Below are 22,350 nucleotides of genomic sequence, written 5' to 3' on the forward strand. Positions count from 1 at the left end.
GAGTGGAAGGTCTGCCGCTGGGGGTCGGTCAGCGCCTTGGCGTTCTGCGTGACCTTGGAGGGGTGCGGGTGGGACGCCGCGGGCTGGGCACCGGCCGTGGGGGCCGCGACGAGTCCGGCGACGGTGAGGGCAAGGGCTGGGAAGGCGACGGCGACGAGTCTTCGCAGACTCCGTCTCCGCCCGCTCGGGCGTGACTCACGCATGGGGTACTGCCTCCGGTTGACGTGGGGATTCGCACTGGATGGGCAGGCCCGTGATTGCGCGTAGCGGCGGCCGAACCGCGCATTCATGAGCATGACATTCACCCCACAAGGGGGGTGAACGTGACATGACAGGGTGCGGGAGGAATGTACGTCCGGATCGCGCGCACCGGCAGCGCCGCAGGGATTTCTTTGCCCCTCCATAGGATGGGGTTGGTCACTCCATTGGAGAGAAGCGAGGCGGGCTTCACGCAGCTCACAGGAAGATCCGCAAGCGCTCCTCCCACCGAGGCATCAGCGCCTGCGCCAATCTCGGCGAGCCGGATGACGTCCGCCGCCTGAGGGCATCCCGCCTATGGCGACGGGGCGAGGGAGACGGCATGGGAGCCGCTGACCGGCAGAGCGCCGGAGACCGGAACCGGGTCGGCGACCCGCCCCGCCCCAGGGGCGGTCATGCGAGCGGGTACGGCCATGACTACGAGTACGGGAATCCTCCCGAGTCGATACCTCACCCCGGTTACGGACCCGATGCCGGCGCGGGCCACATCCCCTCTCCGGCCATGGGCCACGGTTACACCCCCGCGACGGGCGACGGGCGCGCCACAGTGAATGGCACCGGACATGGCCCGAGCACGGTCCCGGAGCGGGCGCCGGTGGTCAGGACACACGCACACGCACACCCACGGCCACAGCCACAGCCACAGGCCCGCCGCACCGGTCTCCCGACACCTGCGCAAGGTCATCGCGGCCGTCCTGATCCCCTTCACCGCCGCATCGTGGTGGGCCTGGTGGTGCTGGTGGTGCTGTGGCCGGGCGGAGCCCAACTCGGCGCAGCAGGAGGCGAACGGCATTACCGAGCAGGGCAGGCCACCTTGATGATCAAGGGACGTGGGAGCTGACCCACGTGAACAAGCCTCCAGGTGCGCGAGCACGCTCGATCGAGCCGCACCGACCATGCGTTTCCTCAAGCCCCCGGAAAGTGGGCGGGTCAGCGCAGTCCGGCGAATAGGTCGTTCTCGGGCACGGCCGTGCCGGTGGTGTCCTGGACACGTACGAAGGTCTCGACGCCCATCAATTCGGTGAACCTTTTCTCACCCATCTTGAGGAAGAAGATGTTCTCGCCCTGACTGGCGTGCGCGGCCAGCGCATCGAACTTCTGACCGCCGAACGCGGTGGTGTCCACCCAGGTGGTGATCTCCTCGTCGGGGAGTCCGATCTCGGCCATCGCGGCGGCCTCGGCCGGATCCGGCTCCTGCCAGTCCGCACCGAACTCGCGCATGGTCTCCCCGAATCGCCGCATCATCGACCGGGGCGCCGTCGTCCAGTACACCTTCGGCGTCAACTCGGTCATCGCCAGCGCCGTCATCGTGATGCGGTTTGCCTGGATGTGGTCGGGGTGGCCGTAGAAGCCGTTCTCGTCGTAGGTCACGACCACATCGGGTTGGTAGCGGCGAAAGAGTTCCGCGAGTCGGGCAGCGCCCTCCTCCACGGGGGTCTGCCAGAAGGACCCGGGGACGTCGTTGGCCGGCCAGCCCATCATCCCGGAGTCGGCGTAGCCGAGCATCTCGAGGTGACTGACCTTCAGAATGTCGCAACTTGACTCAAGTTCCTGACGTCGCATCAAGGCGACGGCTGCCGGATCGTGCCCGGGATCGCCCGGCTTGACACCCCCCGGTCCGTCACCGCAGCTGCCGTCGGTGCACGTCACGAGGACCGTGCGGATGCCCTCCGCCGCGTACCGCGCGAGGACACCTCCCGTTCCAGTGGCCTCATCGTCGGGGTGGGCGTGCACCGCCATGAGCGTCAAGGGCCTGTCATGCATGAAATATCCTCCTGTGTGAAAAAGCCTCGGTCCGAGTCCGCGGCAGGCGTACAAGCGGTCGCGACACCAGTTCCTCGGCTGGTGCAACAGTGCCGGCCGCATCGGCTGTTCCCGCCCTGCAGGGGAACTCCTGGGCCTCGGCACTCGCTCCCGCGCACTTCGATTCCGCTCCAAGAGCACTTCGCGGGTGACGCGCTCCCGACGCTCACCGAGGTGCGACAGATATTTGACGACAGATCCGAATTTGTCCGTGTGGAGCGCTGTCGCTGGCAGTTCGGCCGCGACGCTGGACCGTGGAGAGGCGAATGTCGGGCTGGGTAATTGACCGCTTTCGGGGCTCCATGAAGGCTCAGACCTGCCGATTCCTTGGCACTCATGATGTCCCTGCCGAAGCCCTGGCGGGGTGGGCCCCTCCGGTGGCCTGCCACAGCGGTCGGGTCGTTCGGTTTCCCGTGGACGCCGACACTTGGCGGTTCAGCTCGACGAGGTCACAGGTCGCTCGTTCGCGCCGCGGCCTTGAGCCGGTCGAGGCTCGTGTAGCGCTGGCTCAGGGTCCAGGCCCATGGGCGTCCCGACGCGGTAACCGTGTCGTTGACGACCGGACCGTTGAGTGTCACAGTCTCGGGGTCCTCCCGGCCGGACAGAAGCACGACGCCCTTGGGCTCCCCCTCGGAACGGTAGCCCTGCTCGATGAGCACCTGGATGAGATCCGCAAGCGCCTCGTGCCCATCGGCGCGGTGACGCTGCCCTTCCTCGTGTGTGAGCAGCACGGTGCCGTAGTGTGCGCGGATACGGGCAACGACGGGCTGCACGACGCCCTCGGCGTAGAACCCGAAGTGCGTCAGGCCATCTCGGAAGGAGCGCTCCGGCTGGCAGACGTACGCAGCGAGGGTCTGGTACTCCGGCCAGGCCGAACGAGCTGCCACGATCACGGTGTCGTCGTTGGTCAGCAGGCCCTCGGCTTCGTACAGGGCAACGAGCTCGGACAGCAAGTAGCGCGCCTGCTCACCCAGCAGCCGCCGCGCGTCGCCGACCACGGCTTCGACCGCGGTCGCCAGGTCTCGGAAGGAAAGCCACAAGACCCGGTCGTGGGCCTGGGGGGCAACACCGTCGAGCTCGGCAAACCACGCCGGTCGAGTCGGATCCGGGGTCAGGACGAACAACCGGGCGGTCGGGTCGCTCTCCAACTGCTTGGCGTGGGCGCGGACTTGGCTGCGACCGTGACCTTCACTCGCGTACGCGCCGCGGACGGTCTTGGTCTCGAACCACCACGTGAACCGCGCCGATATCCGTGCGTCCGGGACTGCCTCGCTCATGGTGACCTGGTTCTGGAACGAGACCGTGGGCAGCTCCCCGGCGCCGGCCGTGGCCGTCTCGAGGAGCTCCTGCACGAGGCCGAGATCGATGCGCTCGAACACGGCCATCGTGGAGGATGTGACGCGGTTCTCGCCGGTCCGGTACGTGGAGAAGAGGGGATTCCGTGGCATGGCCGGGAGCGTACAAGCCGCCGCTGACATCCGTCTGGGGAAGCCGGTGGAACTACTTCGCTCCGGCCTTGGACCCCCACACGGCGTGTTCCAGAGCGCCGGGCTCGTGCCCCAGCAGGTGAGCTGTCTCCTCGTAGACACAACGGAGTTCCTGGTAGGAAAGGTTCGGCAGGCCGGCGTCCGCAGCGAAGGCCCGAAGGTGCACATCCACCGCGACCTGGGATCGGCCGACCAGGTTCCCGATGTAGTCAACAGTCTTCGGCCCCACGTCCTTCACGCGGCGCAAGGTGTCCCGGTTCTCCTGGTGGTCGAGCCACGCACGAAGGTCGTCGCGGGTGTCGACCCCGCCGGCCACCAGGACTTCGGTGATGGCACGCGCCTTGGCAACTCTCCTCGGACTGCTGAAGTCCATGGCCACAGCGAGGTCTTCTGTTCGAAGTCGAGCCTGGAAGCCCCGAACGGTCCCAGCGTCGGGCCATGCTGCTTGAAGCCGAAGCAGCCGCGGGCGGATCTGCAATTCGTACTTTCTTTGGGCCTGGAAGCTGGCATCACAGATCACGGCACCCATGTGGGTCCAGCCCTTGGGCGCAGAGAACGGCCCGTCACCGAGGATCACCCCGATGTGCGTACCAAGAAGCTCCGTGAGAGCACAGAGGCCCACGCCTGACGCCTGATCACGGGTGTCAGTGGTCGCGCCGTAGTCCGACATGCACGCCCCCCCCTGCCTCATCGCCTCAACGCGCCGAGCGTAGCGGCAGAGACTCGACAGCACACCGGCCCAGAGGCTCTGGGCCGGGCCCGGCCGTGGAAGTCACGGGCAACTTTGGCCGTCAGGGTCTTCTACGCATGCCCGCTGGACGAGTCCGATTCCCGGCGGTGTGCCGAGGCTTCCGCGACCTGCTTCAGCGCCGATGCCGTGGCGGAGTCACCAACCTTGGCGGGTTGCTCGTGCGGGTGGCTCTCGTGGTGAAAGTGGGAGGGCGCGAGCCTGTCGCCGGGGCCGTAGTGCTGCGACGAGGTGCCGGTGGAGTCCGTGAGGGCAAGATCGGCGTCGGCCGCGGCGGGCCGGCTACCGCCCTGCGTGTCGGTCTGGGCGGTTCCGGCCCTGTCGGCCTGGGCCGCCTCCTCCTGTGGGCCTCGTCGGTGGCCCGGCTGGGTCAGCCACGCCACGGCCGCGCCGGTGAGAGCCACGGGCCATTCCACCACCCCGGCGACGCCTAGCACCCCGACTCCGGTGTAGACCACCATCCGCCGACCGCGTGGAGAGATCGCTCCGATCCACTCCAGCGCGCTGTCGCCGACCTTGCTCACCCGCTCGGCTCCGGGCAGACGGCGCAGCCCGGAGCCGACCGCCCGAAACGGCTGCGGAAGATCCGACGAACCTGTCCTGACCTGGATCATGTCCTGCTCCCTCCGCGCGTCCTCAAAGGGTCCGAGCCCCGAGTTTCCCGATGTCACACCGCATATGCCCCCGTGCAGGCGTTATCAGGTTCGGGGGCCCTGGTGCGTCCGGTCTCTGATGGCGCGTTCTAGGGCAGGCTGGGGGAACTCGGACCGGATGGACCGGGGAGGTGGTTCGGTGGCTGGTGAGCGTCTGGGCCTGGACGAGGTGCTGCGGGCGGCGGAGGATGCCGCGCCGGTGGAGTCAGTGGATGTGGTCGCCCGGAACCTGGAGAAACGGTTTTCGGCGACAGAGGTGTCGTTCCTGTTCGTCGACCTGATCGGGCAGGAAGCCGTACGCCTGCCCAGAGCCGGTACGGCGGGGCAGGCGCGCGGCGAGGCGGAGAGACTCGAGCTGGCGAGCAGCGTCTATGACCGGGTCCTGCGCAGCCAGCGCCTGCACCAGGAGGACGACGGGGAGGGCGGGTGCCGGATTCTGGCGCCGGTGACGAACCGCGGCGACTGCATCGGCGTGCTGGACCTGGTCGTGCCGCACGCGGACGAAACGGTCCGCGAGGCGGTCGCGCACGCGGCGCACGCGCTCGCATACATCGTGGTCACCGACCGCCGCTTCACCGATCTCTACCACTGGGGGCGGCGCACCACTGCTGTGAGTCTTGCCGCGGAGATCCAGCACCAGCTACTGCCCTCGGCCTCCTGCTGCGAGGCAGCCCAGTTCACCCTGGCCTGCGGTCTGGTCCCGGCCGACGACATCGGCGGTGACACCTACGACTACGCCCTCAACCCGGACAGGCTGTATCTGTCGATCACTGACGCGATGGGGCATGACACCGCTTCCGCCATGCTGGCCACGCTCACGGTCAATGCCCTGCGCGGAGCCCGCCGCGCCGCTGAAGGTGTCCTCGGCCAGGCGCATGCCGCCCACGAGGCGATCACCGAGCACGCCCGCGGCATGACCACCGGCCAGCTGCTCTGCGTCACTCTGGGGACGGGCGAATGCGAGCTGGTCAATGCCGGCCACCCCTGGCCGCTGCGGCTGCGCGGGGCGCGGCTGGAGGAGCTTGCCGTCATGGTCAACCTGCCGTTCGGGGTCCCCGTTCCGGTCACCTACGAGGTGCAGCCGTTCGACCTCGAGCCGGGCGACCGCCTGGTGCTGCTCACCGACGGCATGACCGAGCGCTGCTCGACCGCCGTCGACCTGTCCGCCCTCATCCATGACACCCGCGACGAACACCCCCGCGAAGTGGTCCGCGCTCTGACCGGTGCGGTCCACGACGCGTGCGGCGGCTCTCTGCCGGACGACGCCACCACCATGGTCCTGGACTGGCACGGCGGCTCCGGCCGACGCCACAGCGACGCCGGCGCCGACAGCTGACACGCCTGGGCCTGCACGGATGGGCCGTCCACCCGCGGGCCGTGCGTGTGGGCCTCTCCCCGTGGGGGACTTCGGTGTACGGGCTGGGTCGGCGACGCTCGCCGGGGGGCGGACGGGCTCAGGCACCCCCCGGTTCAGCGGCCGCGCCGGGGATCCGCCCCATCCTGGTCGGGACGGACTGCCCTTTTCGCACACCTGGCGGGCGACCTCGCGCAGCTTGACGTTGTTCTCCTGGGAGCAGCGGCGCAGGACGTCGAACGCCTGGTCCTCTCGGCATCCTGTCCAAGCGGGAGATCGCCGGGCCCGGATCCGGGTACGTGCCGCGATGACCGTGCACGGGTACGTGCCGCGATGACCGTGCAGACCTGTGACCAGGGCCGTTACATTGCCTGGACAGCGCCGAGGACAACGGTGCCAGGCCTGGACGAGCTGAGTCGTAGGGCCGATCGGTCCGCGGCACACCGATCCTCGCTCACGCACGCCTCAAGCCGGGCGGCACCGGCCATCAGGGTCGTCGATGTCCGCGCGCCTGAGCGTTGACGGCCTGCCGCGCGAGCTCGACGTTGAACTGGGCACCTGCCAGGAGTGCCAGGTTGGACAGCCACAGCCAGATGAGGAAGACCACGACCCCGGCCAGGGAACCGTACAGGCGGTGGTAGGTGCTCACATGAGAGGCATAGACGGTGAAACCGAGGGAGGTCGACAGCAGGAGCACGATCGCCAGGCCCCCACCCGGCGCCATCTTGCGCAGCGGACGCGACGGTGCGGGACCAGAGCGGTAGAGCACCAGGACCAGGGCGATGGCCACCACTGCCAGAACGGGCCAGCGCAAGGTGTCCCACGCAACCCGGGGAAGGCTGCCCATCTCCAGCGCTCGGCCCAGACGTCGTACCAGGCTGCCGCTCAGCAGCAGAGCGAGCGTCGTGGTCAGGAGAAGGACGATCAGCACGATGGCCGTGCCGATGATGCGTGGGGCCGTCCGCCACACCGGCCGGTGCGAGCTGACGTGATACATGGCGTGCAGGGCCCGGCGAAAGACACTCAAATAGCTGGAGCCCGACCACAGGGCCCCGGCCGCGCCGAAGAAGACCAGCAGCCAGGCTGCCGAGGACTGGCCGGCCATCTGCTCCAGGGCGCTGCGCAGCAAGTCGCGGGATGCGGCGGGCGCCACACGGGTGAGCCGGTCGATCACTTCCGGTTTCGCCGTGGGCACGGTGAGCCCCAGCACCGAGAGAAGCACCAGCAGCACGGGGAACAGGGCCAGGACCGCGTAGTAGGTCAAAGCGGCGGCCCAGTCCGTTACGTCGTCGTTCCAGATCGCCACAGGTGTCCGGCGCAGCGCAGCCCACCACTGGCCCATCCGGCGGCCGGTCTCGCGCATCGCGCGGATGCTCCCGCTACCCACTGTCCACGCCTCCCTCCACCAGCGGCCGACGCCGACCGCCCCGTCGTCGCAACCCGGCATCCGCCACCGGATGCGGTGCCTTGATGGCCGACGTCCACAGAGCGGCGGCCGGATGTCCGGCTGCCTGCCGCCCGCCTTCGTCCGGATCCCGCTCGGGGAACTCCATCCTCGTCGAGGATGTCCCGGACGGCGTCCCCGGTCTTTTCTCCGGCAGGTTTGACGTCTTTTTCGATCTGGTCAGGCCCCGCCCTCCGTTTCGAGACGCTCGTAGCCGACTGCCGTGCCGACTCTCTCTTTCGTCTTGCCCTCGATCTTGCGGCCCATGTTGGAGGCCTTGCCCGACATACTCATGGACCCGTCGTTCCAGATCTGTGATTGTCGCGCGTGCGGTCCGCCCTGCCCCGTAGGCCGCTTACCCGCCCTGCCACGCAGGCCGCGATCTGAATCCGAAGATCCCCAAGGTGCGGACCGGGTCCTTGTTTCCCTCCCTGCCGGAGCGGCGCCGGCGGATCGACCGGTCCCTGTCGGCTTTGGTCGGGGATGCATACGTGAGCGGGGTCTCGACGCGCTCGGTCGATGACCAGGTCAAGGCGTTCGGGGCGAGCAGCAGGATCCGCCTCACCGTGCCCCTGGGCATGGCCCTGATCGGCGCGCCGATGGATCGCCTTCGCCCGGGGCCCGTCGGTTGGCCTGTGGCTGATCCTCGTCGGCGTGTTCGTCGCAGGCGTCGTCGCGGCCGAACGCCGGTGGGCCGAACTGGTCACGGCCCTGCGGGCGTCCGGGTCGCGCAGACGATGACCACTCCGGTGGTCACCGGTCCGGACTGGCTGACCGTCGGCCGTTTCCTCAGCGAGGTGGCGCCCCGGGCACGGCACCCAGTGCTGCCGCTGCCGGACTTCGAGGGCCGGCCCAGTGGCGTCGTACAGCTGGGCCGGCCGGCCGCCGTGCCGTCCCGGGAACGCGCCTGGCTGCGGGCACGCGACGTGGCGACGCCGCTGTCACGGTGTGCGCTCGCCGCACCGGACGAACTGCTGACCTCCACCCGGCAGCGCGTCCGCACCGAGGGCCGCCTCCTGCCCGTCCCGCTCGTGGACGCATGTGGCGCGCTCAGGCCCCGGCCCTGCCGTCAGGTGGACGGGCAGGACCGGAGGCTGGGCCACCTGGAAGGCACCAGGGTTTATCGCTCCCGTGTATTCCGGGCTATTCAGGTGATTTGGTTCACGCATCAAGTTTATTGTTCAACTATGTGTGGGCGCGTAGCTTTGCCAGGGCCAAGACAACGGGGGCGTCGGCCGTCAGCAGGCACGGAGCGGCCGGCAGTGCAAGGAGGAAAGATCATGAAGAAGCTCATGCGGCGTATCGCGACCGTAAGCGTTTCCGCGGCACTCGCCGGAGTCACTCTCCTCGCCACCGGCGGCTCCGCGACTGCGGCCACTTCGCGGGACAGCGGACCCACCCCCGCCCAGACCGTCCTGACCGCGGACGCGAAGGCCATCCACCTCCATGGCATACATCACGACCGTGGCGCCCCCGCGTACGGTCACCGGCTCCACGACCGCGGTGAGCAGGACTACGGCAGCCTGTATGACGACGGCCACGGTCACACTGGCACGTACCGGATGCCGAGTGGCCACTTCGACCCCTGGGCGGAAGACCAACTGCTGGCATTCGACCCCTGGATCGAAGACCAACTGCTGGCATTCGACCCCTGGATCGAAGACCAGTTGGCAATGTTCGTCCACTCCGGCGAGCTCGGCCACCGGCACTTCGTGAACGACTGGCGCCACAGCATCCACACACACTCGTACCGCACGGGGGAGGACACCCCCCGCTGAGTGCCCGCCCGGAGCACACTCAGGCACGTCGCCCCTGCGCCGGCAACCGGCGGCTTGCGCCTGGCGCCTGGTGCGGATCGCGGACCCGCGGGGCCCACCTGCGCTCAACAACTCACCGCCGACACCAACGCGAGCGTGTCCGCACCCGCTTTCCTGTCCCGTCCCCTGCCGCCGACGCGAAGCCGAACCCGGACCAGCCCCCTGGCCACAGGCATGTCCGTGCGGCCCCATAACATCATTTCGCATTCTTCGGCGGACGCTGATGCCCGCTTGACCGTGCCCGCCGCCCAACGCCCCACACGACACAACGACTCCACCACATCACCATGGAGTCGCGCATCGAGGAGGAACGTTCATGCACGCCCGGAGGATCGGCGCGGCCGCCGCAACAGCGTTGGCGGTCCTGGCTGCCCGCGACCTCATCCAGAAGAAACACGCACTGCTCCGGAACTTCCCGGTCATCGGGCACGCCCGGTACCTGCTGGAGAAGATCGGGCCGGAGCTGCGGCAGTACATCGTGACGTCCAACGAGGAGGAGCGCCCCTTCAGCCGGGACCAGCGCACCTGGATCTATGCGTCGGCGAAGGAGGAGAACAACTACTTCGGGTTCGGAACCGAAGTCGACGTCGAGCACGTGCAGGGCCACGCCTACCTGAAGCAGCGCACGTTCGCCGGCACGATGCCCGACGCGCACGACCCGCAGGCGCCGCTGCCCTCGGCCAAGGTACTGGGCGGGCCGCGCGGGCGGGCCAAGGCGTTCCGGCCGGCGAGCGTGGTGAACATCTCGGCGATGAGCTTCGGATCGCTCTCCGGCGCGGCCATCACGGCGCTCAACAAGGGGGCGGCGCTGGCGGGCACGATGCACAACACGGGCGAGGGCGGCCTCTCGCCGTACCACCGCAACGGCGGCGACCTCGTCCTTCAGATCGGGACGGCGTACTTCGGCTGCCGCAACGAGGACGGCAGCTTCAACCTCGACAAGCTCAAGGACGTGGTCGCCGGCGCCCCGGTCAGGGCGATAGAGATCAAGCTCTCCCAGGGCGCCAAGCCAGGGCTGGGCGGGATGCTGCCGGGCGCGAAGGTGACCGAGGAGATCGCCGCGATCCGCGGCATCCCGGTCGGCAAGGACTGCGCCTCCCCGTCGCGGCACACCGCGTTCAGCGACGTCGACTCGATGCTCGACTTCGTCGAGCTGATCGCCACCGAGACCGGTCTGCCGGTCGGGGTCAAGAGCGCGGTGGGAGAGATGGGCTTCTGGCAGGAGCTGGCCACGCTGATGGCGCGGGGGGATCGTGGTGTCGACTTCGTGACCGTCGACGGCGGTGAGGGCGGCACCGGGGCGGCACCGCGGATCTTCGCCGACTCGGTGTCACTGCCGTACCGGATGGGCTTCTCCCGGGTCTACGGCACCTTCGCCGAGCTGGGGCTGACCGACGAGCTGACCTTCATCGGCTCCGGCAAGCTCGGCCTGCCCGAGAACGCCGCGGTCGCCTTCGCTCTGGGTGCCGACATGATCAACGTGGCCCGTGAGGCGATGCTGTCCATCGGCTGCATCCAGGCGCAGAAGTGCCACACCGACACGTGTCCCACCGGCATCGCCACCCAGAACCCGTGGCTGGCCCGCGGCCTCGACCCGACCTCGAAGGCCACCCGGACCGCTGTCTACCTGCGCACCCTGCGCAAGGAACTGCTCAAGGTCTCGGCGGCCGTCGGCGTCGCCCACCCGGCACTCATCACGGCCAACGACATCGAGATCATGAACGGCGACTACGAGGCCCGCACCCTGGCCGGTGTCTACGGCTACAAGGACGGCTGGGGCGAGCTCGGCCCGCACCTCGCCGATGAGATCACGGCATTGCTCACCACCGAGCCGACCGCCGTCCACAAGCCGGCCCTCTGACGCGCCGACAGCGACAAGCACCGCGCTCAAGGCCCCCTGCGCGGAGCACGAGCGTGGCACCAGCCGGTGTCGCCCTCACTCACCCATCTGCCCCTACCCCACGACCAGTCCGTGCCGAGGCGATCACAACATGACTGAAAAAGTGAGATTCAAGAGCGTCGTCGGCCCCGAACTGGCCGGGTCGATCGACCTGCCGGAAGGCGAGATCCGGGGCTGGGGAATCTTCGTCCACGGATTCACACTCGGCAAGGACTCCCCGGCCGCCTCGCGTGTCAGCAAGCAGCTGGCACGCGAGGGGATCGGGATGCTGCGCTACGACAACCTCGGCATCGGAGACTCCGACGGCGACTGGGGGGACGGTTCCTTCACCGTCAAGGTCCAGGACACCGTCCGTGCGGCAACTTTGATGGCAGAACGAGGAACTCCGGCAGACCTGCTGGTGGGGCACTCCTGGGGAGGCGCCGCCGTCATCGCCGCAGCGGCCGAGGCAACCGGCGTCCGCGCGGTCGCCACGATCGGGGCGCCGGCCGACCCCAGCCACGTCGAGAGACAGTACGACGCGGTCATGCAACGCGTTCTCACTGAAGGATCGCACGAGTGGTTCGTCGGCGGGAGGACCCTCGTCCTCAAGCGTGCCTTCGTCGACGACGTCCACCAAGCTCGCCTGCGCAACCGAATACGCGAGCTGCGCCTGCCGCTACTCGTCATGCATTCGCCTACCGACAACACCGTCGACATCGCCAACGCCGGGGAGATCTTCCGCGAGGCACGACACCCACGAAGCTTCGTCTCGCTCGAAGGAGCAGACCATCTCCTGACCGCACGAGGACAAGCGCAGCGCGCCGCTCACATCATCAGCGCCTGGGCCGACCAGTACATCCACAGGCCACGGGCCGGAGGAAAAAACATGTGAGGCGGCTATTGAGCTTCAATTCGTGATGGGTGAGTCATGAGCCGCTGAGGCATCCGGAGGAGGTTGCGTTTCCGACCGTGAAACTCATCGTTGCTGCGCGGAGTATGTCTGGCGCGCCGCGATGGCCTCCTGGGCCCCTGGACCACTGGCGGGATGTCCGTCTCACCGGTGCACCAGGTGGCCCGGAAGCCGCTGTCGGTCCCGGCGGTACTGGTGCGCCGGCGAGCGGCCAAGGACGCCGAGTTGCTTGGTGCTGCAGCATGAGAACGCGGTGCTGTGCAGGCAGCTCACGGGCCCCGGTGCGGTATGAGCCGGCGGACCGACTGTGGTTCGCGGCGCTGTCCGGGCCGATCCCGCGAAGCCGGTGGTCGCGCGCGAAGACTCATCGCATGCAAGTGGTTCTACAGCAAGCGCCGGAGCAGGCCGGGCAGGCCACCGACAACGAGCGCGGTAAGGGCGTTGGTGGTGCGGCTCGCCCGGGAGAATCCGCGTTGGGGCTGCCGTCGGACCCAGGGCGAAATCGTTCGTCTGGGGCATCCGATCGGCGCCACGACGGTCTGGGAGATCCTGACGGCTTCCGGCATCGATCCGGCCCCCCGTCGCAGCGGACCGACGTGGCGTGAATTCCTGACCGCGCAGGCCGATGGCATCACCGCCTGCGACTTCGTGCACATCGATCTGATCGGCCTGCGTCGCGTGTACGCGTGGGTCTTCCCCGAGCACGGCCCGCGCCGACTGCACATTGCGGGGGTTGCTGCGCATCCGACCGGGCCGTGGACGGTGCAGCAGGCGAGAAACCCCGCCCTCCAGTTGGGTGTCCGGGTCGACTCTCTCCCCTTCATGATCCGCGACCGGACGCGAAGTTCACCGAGTCCTTCGACGCGGTCTTCGCAGCCGACCACATCGAGACCCTGCGGACCGCACCGCAAGCTCCTCGGATGAACGCGCACTGCGAACGGGCCACCGGAACCCTGCGGCGCGAAGCCCTCGACCAGCGCCCACATCAGGGCCGGGGACAGCTTGCTGCCCTCACCCAGGTGCACCCCGCGACCGCACCCGACCTGACCGCGCGCCGACTCAACCGTGGTTGGGCCCTCCGGCCCGGCACCCCCACCAGCGCACCATCCCGGCTCTGCGCGCGGAACACCGGCCGACAGCACGAAGGGTGGCTTCGGTGGCTTCGGTGGCTTCGGTGGCTTCGATGGACCGATCTTCGGGGTGCCGCGCGGCAGCGTGATGGCGAGGGAGCCTTGCAGAGCAATGCTACGATCTCGTAATATCCGAAAACATGAAGTCCGAATTCGTTCCACCCGCGCGGTCGGCGCTGCTGGCCTTGCAGCGTGCGACCCACGCCACCCTGCAGCTGATCTCCGCCGAACTCGTCGACCTTGACCTGACCGCCTCCGAGATCAACGCACTGGCCAACCTCGCCGACGGTCAGGGCCGCACCGTGTCCCAACTGGGTGCAGCAGTCGGCACCCGGCCCACAACACTGACCAGCGTGCTGGACCGGCTGGAGCGACGGGGCCACATCACCCGAGGCACGCGCGCCGGCGATCGGCGGTCCGTGCTGATCGAGCTCACCGACTCCGGGCGCGCGGCGGCCGCCGTGATCGCGCAGACGCTGGCCGCTCTCGAGAACCGCGCGCTCGAGGGCCTGCCCGCCGGGGCGGTCGCCGGTTTCCACGCCGTCCTGGACGCCCTGGTCAAGGAGGGGTCATGACTGCGCACGGCCACGGCCCGCACACCGGTCACGCGGTGCATCTGCACGGGCTGCTCAAGGCACTGACCGCCCCGACCGAACGACTCCTGCGTCAGCTGCGCGGTGGCCACAGCGCGCACGAGGAGCCCTCACCGTTCGCGGAGCTCATGGCAGAGGTGATGGCCAGCGCCGAGCGGTTCGGGCACCGCCAGCACGTTCACCTGACCTGGCTGGCCGTACGGCGTCACGGAACCGCCGCGGCGGTGGAACTGGTCAGCGACGGCATCCAGCGCACCGCTCGTTACGCAGGCGCCCCACAGAAATACAACGCCACCGTCAGCCGGGCCTGGGTCGAACTCGTGGGCCACCACGCAGGCCAGGCAAACACCTACGACTTTGACGCCTTCGCCGACCAGCACCCCGCGCTACTCGACAAGAAGCTGCTCACTCGCCACTACCGGCCCTCGACACTGGCAGGCACCCCAGCGAGGACCGGCTGGGTCGAGCCCGACCTCGCACCCTTCCCCTGGCAGCACGCCGAAGGGCACTGATCGGCAACGGCCCTCCCGTCTGGTTCGACACCCACGCCGGGAGGGCCGTTCAGCGCGCGGAGGCGCTCGTGACGACGGTGGGGGCGCGCACCGCCGGTTGTCGAACGGCAGCTTGCAGCAGTCGAGTTGGCCTGCCCCGAACTGCGGCGGAGTTCTGGGCCGGCGAGGCTGCGGCCGGCCGCGACGGTTGCGGGCCCCGGTCGGGGTGGTGGAAGTGCGTACGCGTCGAGCCAGGTATCGCTCCTGCGGCGAGACACACGTACTGCTCCCAGTGTCCTAGCCGGCCAGGAGGGCTGGCCCTTGCCGATTTCTGCGCTGGTGCATGGGCACCGGCCGAATACTCCGCCTTGCTCTTCGCCCCAAGCCATCGGCCGGGATCAGGCGCCCCTGCATCAGCACCGTCGACTTGCCATGCTTCGGCTGGTCCTTGGAGGTCGTTTTCTCCCGTTGTTTTATCCCGTGATGTGGATTTGATCCGTTGATGTCGAGTTGCGCCAGGAGATGGTGTTCTCACCGGTCAGGCGACGGGCCATGAGGTCGGTAATGGCGAGGTGGATCAAGGCTTCGTCGCGGGCGGGAAGTGTTTCGTAGCCGCGCGCCAGGCGGCGGTGCAGCATGAGCCAGCCGTAGGTCCGCTCGACCGCGCATCCTGCAGCCACGGCCTGCCCAGCAGCTGTGCGACGGCGGGCGTCGCCGCCTGTAGCTCGTCCCAGCCCTCGTCGCTCCTCCAGACGACCACCGTGGGGTGCTGGTCGTCCGGCAGCGGCAGGGCTCGCGTCGACGACGGCGGTTCGGTTGGCGTCCCGGAGACGGTGATCTCCACATCCTCGGCGTGTACGACGCGGAGTGCGCGGAGCCGTTCGAGCGCGGCACGGACACCACGCCCACTACGGCGCACAAAGCCCCGGACTTGAGTTCCATGGCGAGCGCGACCACGGTGACCAGCCACTCTCTCCCCCTGATGAACACCGCCGCCCGACCCGACGGCGTGATGGGGGCACCGTCACGATGACGTACCTGCACGTGGGTGGCCGATGTGCGCTGCACCCTCAACCCCTTCGCCTCGGCCAGACGGAGGACGGCGTCGCCGGACTCCGCCGGGGCGACGAGGACGGGATGCCCCGCCGGCTCGATGAGCGCTTCCTTCAAGGGGTCCGCCTCGTCGCAGACGATGACCGGCGCTTCGTCGGCAGACGGGCTGAAAGTGCCGAGCACATTGGTCCGGCTGACCACAAGACGGACCTCCTCACCCGGCGCCCAGGGCCACCGGCCGGTCCTCGCGACGTTCGACCACGCCCGCTCGTACTGCCGTTTGAAGGAGGCACTGGGATACTCGGGCACCTCGCGCGTGTCGAGCACGTCAGCGAGCTGTTTCACCACCGTCCCGGCATGCTGCGGATCGTCCCACCTGCGGAGGCCGAGCCGGAGCATCCACTCGACGACACCCCTGTCGGTAAGCAGGCGGCGTGTCGACAAGGGCAACGCGATGATGAAGGCCGGGAGTTCACCGTCGGTGCTGAACCAGGCCTGCCGGGGGGCGACGAAGGACGGGCCGTCCGGGCCTTCCACGGGAAGCCGAGCCAGGCTGCGGAGGTAGGAGGCCAGAGGAGTGGGCCAGACATGCGCATCCTTGAAGGGGTAAGTGAGCCTGTGCACCGTGACGGTGAGAACATCCTCGCCCCAGGTACGGAGCCCGTTCCTCAGCAGTTCCGCGAACTCGCGTCGGGCGACGGGGCCCAGCCCGGCGACCTCGGTCGCTCCCGCCAGGTGGGCCGGCGCCTTCGTGAACTCGTACCGCGTGTACGGGCGTGCGAACTTGCTCCACCCGCTCCTGACGTCGGCGGACCAGGCGCCGGCCAGAGTGTCCTCCAGTCCGAGGCGCACGGCGAGGCCCGAGGGCCGCAGTTCGTATCCCTGGCAGGCCCCGAGACGTTCTCCTACAGCTCCCGTCCTCAAGCCGTCACACACCCCGAGAGCCTCCGGGAACTCGGCGTAGGCCGCCCGGTCCCGCACCGGAGCGGGCCAGTCGTCGGGGCCGCTGATCCACTGGTCGCGCTGAGCGGCCAGGGCGGCAATCCGGGATCCCCCTCGATGAGGAACCGCTCCAGCCGCTGCGCCCTCTGTGCCCCAGGTCGACGAGAAGGAACAGCGTGCGGCTCTGCCCCACCGGCCGGAGTCGGCCAGCGGCAGCCGGAAGGGGATGCGGGCCGGCCGTCGACGCTGCGACCTTCTGTGGAGCGGTGACGCTCAGTGTTGTTGAAGACCGCCGTGCATGGTGATGTGACCACGGTCTGACGTCGGTGTCGGTGGGACGGTCGACCATGCCGGTCATGGCAGATCGCGGTCCGGTCCTCCGGATCGTCACCCGATGAAGCGTTGGGCGGGACGTCCGGGCCCGCAGCGCCGACCGGCATGTCCTCTACCGCTGGCGCTGACGTTTGACCACGCGGATGACGGCGATGGCGGCTGCGACGACGATGAGGGCGCCTACGACGAGCAGCACGGGCGGGATCCGCTGCTCTTGCATGGCGAGAAGGAACGGGGCGGGCGGAAGGGTGTTCACGGTGAACTCCTTGCTGTGAGGGGAGCCGGCCTTGCCGGACTGCGTCTTTGATGTCTCAGGGGTGGTTGTTCGGGAGTTCCGGCAGCCCGGCACCGTCAAGCGCCGGGGGTATGGGGAGCGTCGTGGTCACACCAGGGGGCGGCGGGAGACTCGCCAGACCATCCAGGCCGCCAGCGCGGCGGCCGCCGCAAGGCACACTCCGGCTTCGGCCCAGTTGAGCGACCACATCTGACCGGCCGGATGGAAGCGGACGAACTGTCCGGTGATGTCGTGTGCCCGATAACAGCCGGTCGGCGCCTTTTCGCCCTGGAACGAGCAGGTGCTGTCGGGCAGGGAGGCTCCGGAACTCGTGACGTAGCCGCTTTGGGTCACCCACGCACTGGCGCTGGTTTCGGGCGTGACCAGCGGGTTTCGGGATACGGCCATGGAGGTCGGCCCGAGGTGGGGCCGGAGTTGACTGATGGCGAATTCCAGAAGGCCGGTGGTGACGAACGTGCCGAGCATGGCGGTCACGGTGCGGCGCAGAAGCAGGCCGAGCGCGGCCCCCACTGCCAGCGCCAGGAGGGAGAGCGCGACGGGTGCCGCTCCGATGAGGTCGAAGGGGACGCCGTCCTGCCAGCGGACCGTGTTGAACAAGGAGCCCTCGGCACGCCACCACCAGTCCCACAGGAAGCTGAGGATGGCCGTGGCGACCGCGATCAAGGTCATGGGGAAGCAGAGCTTGGCCAGTACCCAGCGGGTGCGAGTGACCGACTGCGTCCAGATGAGGCGGTAGGTGCCGCTCTCCAACTCGCGAGCGAGCAGGGGAGCACCGAAGAAGACGCCGATGACCAGCGGAATCTGCCCGGCGAGGACCGAGGCGTGGTTGAAGTTGCTCTCGTAGAGCCCGCTGAACTCCCTGATCTTGGCGGCCACCGCGGCACAGTGCGCGGAGCCGGCGGAGGCCGTACAGCCGGCCAGGTGGTGGGTCCGGATGAAGGTGACCATCCCCGAGTGCTGCTCGGCCACGGCGGCTGCGACGGCCACGAGAAGCGCGGCGCCGGCGATGATCGGGATTCGGTGCTGACGCCACACCAACCATGTGACGCCGTGCAGGATGCCCCGCTGCCGTGCCCCGCCGGCGGCCGCGGTGTGCTTCGGAGAGGCAGCGGTGGTGGCGCTCACGAGGCCACCGCCTCAGGACCGTAACAGGCGTCCGCGGTCAGCAGCGGTGGCGCTTCGGGACAGCGCAGATACGACAAGATCATCTCTTCCAGGGTGGGCCGGCGCACGTTCCAATGCGGCGGCAGCGGGCCCTCGGGGCGTATGAGCGCGGTGAGTTGACGACCGCCGGTGCGTGCCTCCACCACCGTGTGCGCGGCGAGTTCGCCGGGCAGGCCGTCACCGGCGTGAGCGGCGATGACGTAGGAGTGGGCGGCGATGAGTTCGTCCGCCTCACCTGCCAGGCGTACCCGCCCGCCGGTGATGGTCAGGACCCAGTCGCAGACGCCTTCCATCTCGGCGACCATGTGCGAGGACATGAGCACGGTGGTGCCGCGCTCGGCTGCCTCGGCCGACAGCATCCGCATCATCTCGTGGCGCACCAGGGGGTCGAGATCGGACATCGGCTCGTCCAGGAGCAGCAGATCGGGCCGTTTGCCGAAGGCCATGGCGAGCGCGACCCGGGTGCGCTGGCCTCCGGAGAGACTGTTGACGCGCGCGGACAGGGGAATGTCACCGGCCACGACGATCTGCTCGGCGCCGGTCTGGTCCCAGCCCGGATTCAGCTCGCGCCCCATGCGCAGCATCTCCGCGACCGTGAAGCGCGGGTAGAGGGGCTTGTCCTGGGCGAGGAAAGCGACGCGTCCTTCGGCGGCGGCTTGCCGTGGTGTCCGCCCGGAGACAGCAACCTGGCCAGTGGTGGGGGACAGCAGGTCCGCGACCATGGACATCAAGGTCGTCTTCCCGGCACCGTTGGGTCCCACCAGGGCGCACACGGTGCCCGCGGGGATGCGGAAGGTGCAGTCCCGCAGCGCCCAGCCGCGCCGGTACTTGCGGCCGAGCCCGGTGGCGAGGAGGGCGGGAGGTCCCGCGTCCTGCGGCATGTCGATGACCTGGTTCAACTGATCTCCTTGTGGTTCATGGCATGTGCGTCGACGGCCACCCGCGAGAGGCGTGCGTGAACCGGCGTGGCGACCAGCGCGCTGACCTCCTCGTGTTCGAGGCCCGCTGCGGCCGCCCGGTCCATCCATGTGTCTGGATCGCGGACGAGCACGGCGCTCGGGGTGACATGCGCGCGGGTGAGGGCCGAAGGCTGGACGAATGCGCCCCGCCCGGGCTCCGGCGTGACCAGTCCTTCACGCTTCAAGTCCCGGTATGCCTGGAGCACTGTGTTCGCGTTGACCGCACTGACGGAGACGACCCCTCGGGCCGTCGGCAACTGGTCCCTGGGCATCAGTGGCCCGAGCCGCAGATCATGTCCTGCGGACGGGTCGGACACTGGCGGCCGCGGCGCCCACGGATCTCCATCACGGTGCGGGGTGTGACCCTGGCCACCGTGAAGAACGTGGCAGTGCGGTGCCGGGCGTCCTGCATCCGGATGACGCGCGGAGGGCGGAGGACTGGGCGAAGCGGGTGAGGGAGCAGTAGATGTCCGGGGCTCGGCCGGGCGGCCGCTTCATGAGGTTGGAGCGGCCGACTGTGTCGGCTCCTCAGTCCTTCGGGAAGATGGAGTCGCCGGTCACGGTCCGGGTGGAGCCGTTCTTGAGGGTGATGTCGACCTTGCCGGCGCTGCCGGACGGGTCGGCGGACGGCCACCAGGCGGTGAACCGGTTGTTCTGGACGGTGGCCTCGATGGTGCGGCCGCCGTCGTGCAGGGTCACGGCCCTGACATCGGATCCCACCGAGCCCTCCATGTAGTTGAGGCCGGTGCTCCCTTCGCCGTGACCGCCGGCCGAGTCCACCTCAACCGCGTTGCTCGCGAGCTCCTTCACCGGGTCGATCACCTCGGCCATGCCGTGGCCGGCCTTGTCGGTGAGGCAGTAGGAGACGGTCTTCCCGTCGGTGACGACCACAGAGGTGATCGAACCGCGCACGTCCAGGTTGGCGTATGAGACGGACTTGCCCGAGTAGTCGCTGCCCAGCGCCTTCACACACCACTTCTCGGCGGCGGTGGCCTCCGGTGAGGTGGCCGACGGACGACTCGGGGTGCCGGTCCAACTGGCGAGTTCCGCCGCGGGCAGGGGACCCGAGCCGGACGCGCTGTGCGGGGCCTGGGCGACGACGGCCACCGCCGCGGTCGCGGTGACGGCGCCTGCTGCCACCCAGAGCCACGGGCGGCGACGGTGAGGCGGAGAGGCCGGCTGCGAGACGGACGCGGCGTCGCTCATCACGGTGCGCAACAGATGTTCCTTACGGTTGCTTTCGGCTTCGGTCAGTTCGCGGACGGGAGCAGCGTCCAGAGCGGCCAGCAACCGGGGGAGGTTCTTCTCGTGATCGTTCACGTCTCTTCCTTCAGTGCGCCGGAGCCGGAGCGGGGGTGGTCCGACCGGTCGGGCCGAACAGCTTGGCCAGGCGGCGTTTGGAGCGGGACAGCCGCATCGTGTAGGCCGCGCGTGAGCAGCCGAGCACGGTGGCGGCGTCCCGGTCCGTCAGGCCCTCCCAGACATGGAGCGCCAGTACTTCCTGGTCGGCGGCCGGCAGCTGCCGCCATGCGGCTACCAGGTCCATCCGCTCCTCGGCCTGGGTCAGACCGTCGTAGCTGTCGTCGCCGCCGTTCTCCATGACACGCACCGCGACAGCCGTCTGGCGGCGCTGCCCGCGGTGGGCGTTGAGCATCGCGTTGCGTGCGGTGCCGAAGAGCCACGGGCGTGGGTCCTCCGGCAGCTCGCCGCGACGACGCCACGCGGCGAGGAACGTCTCACCGACGATGTCGTCCACGTTCATGGGGTGAGCACGCCGGCGGACGAAACGCAGCACGTCCTCGTAATGAGCGCGGTAGACATCGGTGAACTCGTCCTCGCTGTCGATGGCCATGGCTCCCTCTCGCTGCTTCCGCCCCTACGTGTCCACCACCCGTGAAGGTGCAACGCGAGAGTTCGAAGAATTTTTGTGCCGGCCCCCAGCAGCTCGGACAGGGTACGCGGCAGTGGTGAACGACAGAGGTCGTCGCAGGTCGGTCACCTGAGCTTCCCGACTCCAGGGCTCAGTGGGAAGGAATCAAGGATGCAACCCTGGGGCTGTCGGCAAGGCGCTGGACGTGTTCCTGGACAAGATCAGCGACTGAGGCCACCGCCGGGCCGATGCGCGGTTACGCCTCGCCGGACCAGCACACCGTCCCGGTGAACCGGCTTCCGGGCGAGGACAGCACCATGCCACTCAGCGATCGCCTCGGCGACGACGCGCCCTGCCGGGTGCCAGGCGGCACCCGGCAGGGCGAGCAGTCCCATGCCCATGATCAGGCCGGCTCGTAGTGTCTTCCCGTCCGACCTTCGCCGACCCTGCCCGCCTCGATGGCATTCCGGGACACAAAGGCGATCCGAGCCGGGCGTCGCTCGCCCTCGACAGCATCGACAATCCCCAGCTCCGCCTGCCGCACGGACGCGTCGCACAGACCCTGCTCAATGCCGTCATCATCGTCGTGGCGAACCTCAGAGCCGTCCGACGTTGAAGGGGTCGTAGGAGACGTGGCGGGCCGTCCACCGCCACGGTGTCCGTCCCGGGAGGGTCGGCACCCGTCAGCTCGGCCGGCCCACCCGGACAGGCCAACGTCAGCATATGGCGGATCGTCGCCTTGCTCGGCGCCACGCGCACCCCAAGGGCTCCGACGGTCCGGGCGCCGAGCCGGGCCGGCGTGTGCTGCGGGGCAGACGCGGCGCACTGTCCGATCGCCGCGTACGAGCGGGCACCGGCCAGGACTGCCGACGCGGCGATCAGCACGACGCTCACGAACGGGTGACGCCTTCCGCGCCGCCGCCGCGGATCGGCCAGGCTTCGCAACCGCTGCGCCAGTCCGATCGCCGTGCCGTGCTGACGAACGGGCAGCTCGACGAGGCAAATGGTGGGTGGCTGACGGCACATCGAGGCTCCGGTGCAGGGCGACTTGGCAAGGTCACCCCTTCAACCGGGGCCTCGTTGCGTCAGCAACGGGCCGGCCAACCGCCCTGACCGATACATACCGCCCTTCGCCCGCCGTGACGGGCAGTCGATCAGTAGGCT

The 22,350-nt window shown here is 69.0% G+C and carries 18 protein-coding genes and 6 pseudogenes; 9 read left to right on the plus strand and 15 right to left on the minus strand.

The window, feature by feature from the left end; all coding sequences use genetic code 11:
* Window positions 1-203: pseudogene (locus ACWGJ5_RS43445) on the minus strand (hypothetical protein); the annotation flags it as partial.
* Window positions 204-580: 377 nt separating this feature from the next.
* Between ACWGJ5_RS43445 and ACWGJ5_RS43450 the strand changes: the two are divergent.
* Window positions 581-1,021: pseudogene (locus tag ACWGJ5_RS43450) on the plus strand (hypothetical protein); the annotation flags it as partial.
* A 167-nt stretch (window positions 1,022-1,188) separates the two neighbouring features.
* Here ACWGJ5_RS43450 and ACWGJ5_RS43455 read toward each other — a convergent pair.
* From ACWGJ5_RS43455 to ACWGJ5_RS43470, 4 genes are all read right to left on the minus strand, one after another.
* On the minus strand, window positions 1,189-2,022 hold the full coding sequence (locus ACWGJ5_RS43455; RefSeq protein ID WP_453315134.1) for a PIG-L family deacetylase: 834 nt from the start codon (window positions 2,020-2,022) through the stop codon (window positions 1,189-1,191).
* A gap of 488 nt (window positions 2,023-2,510) precedes the next feature.
* Window positions 2,511-3,446 (minus strand): hypothetical protein, encoded by a 936-nt coding sequence (locus ACWGJ5_RS43460; protein ID WP_453315135.1) that lies wholly within the window; start codon window positions 3,444-3,446, stop codon window positions 2,511-2,513.
* A gap of 115 nt (window positions 3,447-3,561) precedes the next feature.
* Window positions 3,562-4,218, minus strand: a complete 657-nt coding sequence (locus tag ACWGJ5_RS43465; RefSeq protein ID WP_453315136.1) for a hypothetical protein — start codon at window positions 4,216-4,218, stop codon at window positions 3,562-3,564.
* Between the two features lie 131 nt (window positions 4,219-4,349).
* A complete protein-coding gene (locus tag ACWGJ5_RS43470; RefSeq protein ID WP_453315137.1) occupies window positions 4,350-4,910 on the minus strand; it encodes a hypothetical protein in 561 nt (186 codons plus the stop codon).
* A gap of 178 nt (window positions 4,911-5,088) precedes the next feature.
* On the opposite strand from ACWGJ5_RS43470, the gene ACWGJ5_RS43475 reads away from it, so the two are divergent.
* Complete coding sequence (locus tag ACWGJ5_RS43475) at window positions 5,089-6,285, plus strand: PP2C family protein-serine/threonine phosphatase (protein ID WP_453315138.1); 1,197 nt, start codon at window positions 5,089-5,091, stop codon at window positions 6,283-6,285.
* A gap of 234 nt (window positions 6,286-6,519) precedes the next feature.
* Here ACWGJ5_RS43475 and ACWGJ5_RS43480 read toward each other — a convergent pair.
* Together ACWGJ5_RS43480 and ACWGJ5_RS43485 are read right to left on the minus strand one after the other, a co-directional pair.
* Window positions 6,520-6,765: pseudogene (locus ACWGJ5_RS43480) on the minus strand (hypothetical protein); the annotation flags it as partial.
* A 25-nt stretch (window positions 6,766-6,790) separates the two neighbouring features.
* A complete protein-coding gene (locus ACWGJ5_RS43485; RefSeq protein ID WP_453315139.1) occupies window positions 6,791-7,666 on the minus strand; it encodes a YihY/virulence factor BrkB family protein in 876 nt (291 codons plus the stop codon).
* Window positions 7,667-8,127: 461 nt separating this feature from the next.
* Here ACWGJ5_RS43485 and ACWGJ5_RS43490 point away from each other — a divergent pair.
* The 7 genes and pseudogenes from ACWGJ5_RS43490 to ACWGJ5_RS43520 form a co-directional block, all read left to right on the plus strand.
* Window positions 8,128-8,304: pseudogene (locus ACWGJ5_RS43490) on the plus strand (transposase); the annotation flags it as partial.
* A 723-nt stretch (window positions 8,305-9,027) separates the two neighbouring features.
* The gene (locus ACWGJ5_RS43495; RefSeq protein ID WP_453315140.1) at window positions 9,028-9,525 is read left to right on the plus strand and encodes a hypothetical protein; all 498 of its coding nucleotides are present in this window, start codon (window positions 9,028-9,030) and stop codon (window positions 9,523-9,525) included.
* Between the two features lie 355 nt (window positions 9,526-9,880).
* On the plus strand, window positions 9,881-11,425 hold the full coding sequence (locus tag ACWGJ5_RS43500; protein ID WP_453315141.1) for an FMN-binding glutamate synthase family protein: 1,545 nt from the start codon (window positions 9,881-9,883) through the stop codon (window positions 11,423-11,425).
* Between the two features lie 142 nt (window positions 11,426-11,567).
* Window positions 11,568-12,338, plus strand: coding sequence for an alpha/beta hydrolase family protein (locus tag ACWGJ5_RS43505; protein ID WP_453315142.1), 771 nt, complete (start codon window positions 11,568-11,570; stop codon window positions 12,336-12,338).
* Window positions 12,339-12,800: 462 nt separating this feature from the next.
* Window positions 12,801-13,280 carry a hypothetical protein gene (locus ACWGJ5_RS43510; RefSeq protein ID WP_453315143.1) on the plus strand — a complete coding sequence of 160 codons (480 nt, stop codon included), beginning with the start codon at window positions 12,801-12,803 and terminating at the stop codon, window positions 13,278-13,280.
* A 346-nt stretch (window positions 13,281-13,626) separates the two neighbouring features.
* Window positions 13,627-14,061 (plus strand): MarR family winged helix-turn-helix transcriptional regulator, encoded by a 435-nt coding sequence (locus ACWGJ5_RS43515; RefSeq protein WP_453315144.1) that lies wholly within the window; start codon window positions 13,627-13,629, stop codon window positions 14,059-14,061.
* Window positions 14,058-14,591, plus strand: a complete 534-nt coding sequence (locus ACWGJ5_RS43520; protein ID WP_453315145.1) for a hypothetical protein — start codon at window positions 14,058-14,060, stop codon at window positions 14,589-14,591. The genes ACWGJ5_RS43515 and ACWGJ5_RS43520 overlap by 4 nt, the downstream gene beginning before the upstream one ends.
* Window positions 14,592-15,043: 452 nt before the next feature.
* On the opposite strand, the pseudogene ACWGJ5_RS43525 reads toward ACWGJ5_RS43520, so the two are convergent.
* From ACWGJ5_RS43525 to ACWGJ5_RS43560, 8 genes and pseudogenes are all read right to left on the minus strand, one after another.
* Window positions 15,044-15,235: pseudogene (locus tag ACWGJ5_RS43525) on the minus strand (IS5 family transposase); the annotation flags it as partial.
* 1,775 nt (window positions 15,236-17,010) lie between these two features.
* Window positions 17,011-17,154, minus strand: a complete 144-nt coding sequence (locus ACWGJ5_RS43530; RefSeq protein ID WP_453315146.1) for a hypothetical protein — start codon at window positions 17,152-17,154, stop codon at window positions 17,011-17,013.
* Between the two features lie 126 nt (window positions 17,155-17,280).
* On the minus strand, window positions 17,281-18,318 hold the full coding sequence (locus tag ACWGJ5_RS43535) for an ABC transporter permease subunit (RefSeq protein WP_453315147.1): 1,038 nt from the start codon (window positions 18,316-18,318) through the stop codon (window positions 17,281-17,283).
* On the minus strand, window positions 18,315-19,238 hold the full coding sequence (locus tag ACWGJ5_RS43540; protein WP_453315171.1) for an ABC transporter ATP-binding protein: 924 nt from the start codon (window positions 19,236-19,238) through the stop codon (window positions 18,315-18,317). The genes ACWGJ5_RS43535 and ACWGJ5_RS43540 overlap by 4 nt, the downstream gene beginning before the upstream one ends.
* Before the next feature lie 14 nt (window positions 19,239-19,252).
* The gene (locus ACWGJ5_RS43545) at window positions 19,253-19,633 is read right to left on the minus strand and encodes a GntR family transcriptional regulator (protein WP_453315148.1); all 381 of its coding nucleotides are present in this window, start codon (window positions 19,631-19,633) and stop codon (window positions 19,253-19,255) included.
* A gap of 211 nt (window positions 19,634-19,844) precedes the next feature.
* Window positions 19,845-20,636 carry a hypothetical protein gene (locus ACWGJ5_RS43550; RefSeq protein ID WP_453315149.1) on the minus strand — a complete coding sequence of 264 codons (792 nt, stop codon included), beginning with the start codon at window positions 20,634-20,636 and terminating at the stop codon, window positions 19,845-19,847.
* Window positions 20,637-20,646: 10 nt separating this feature from the next.
* On the minus strand, window positions 20,647-21,168 hold the full coding sequence (locus ACWGJ5_RS43555) for an RNA polymerase sigma factor (RefSeq protein ID WP_453315150.1): 522 nt from the start codon (window positions 21,166-21,168) through the stop codon (window positions 20,647-20,649).
* A 744-nt stretch (window positions 21,169-21,912) separates the two neighbouring features.
* Window positions 21,913-22,212: pseudogene (locus tag ACWGJ5_RS43560) on the minus strand (transposase family protein); the annotation flags it as partial.
* Between the last annotated feature and the right edge of the window lie 138 nt (window positions 22,213-22,350).

The sequence above is a fragment of the Streptomyces sp. NPDC054783 genome (genome assembly GCF_053611725.1).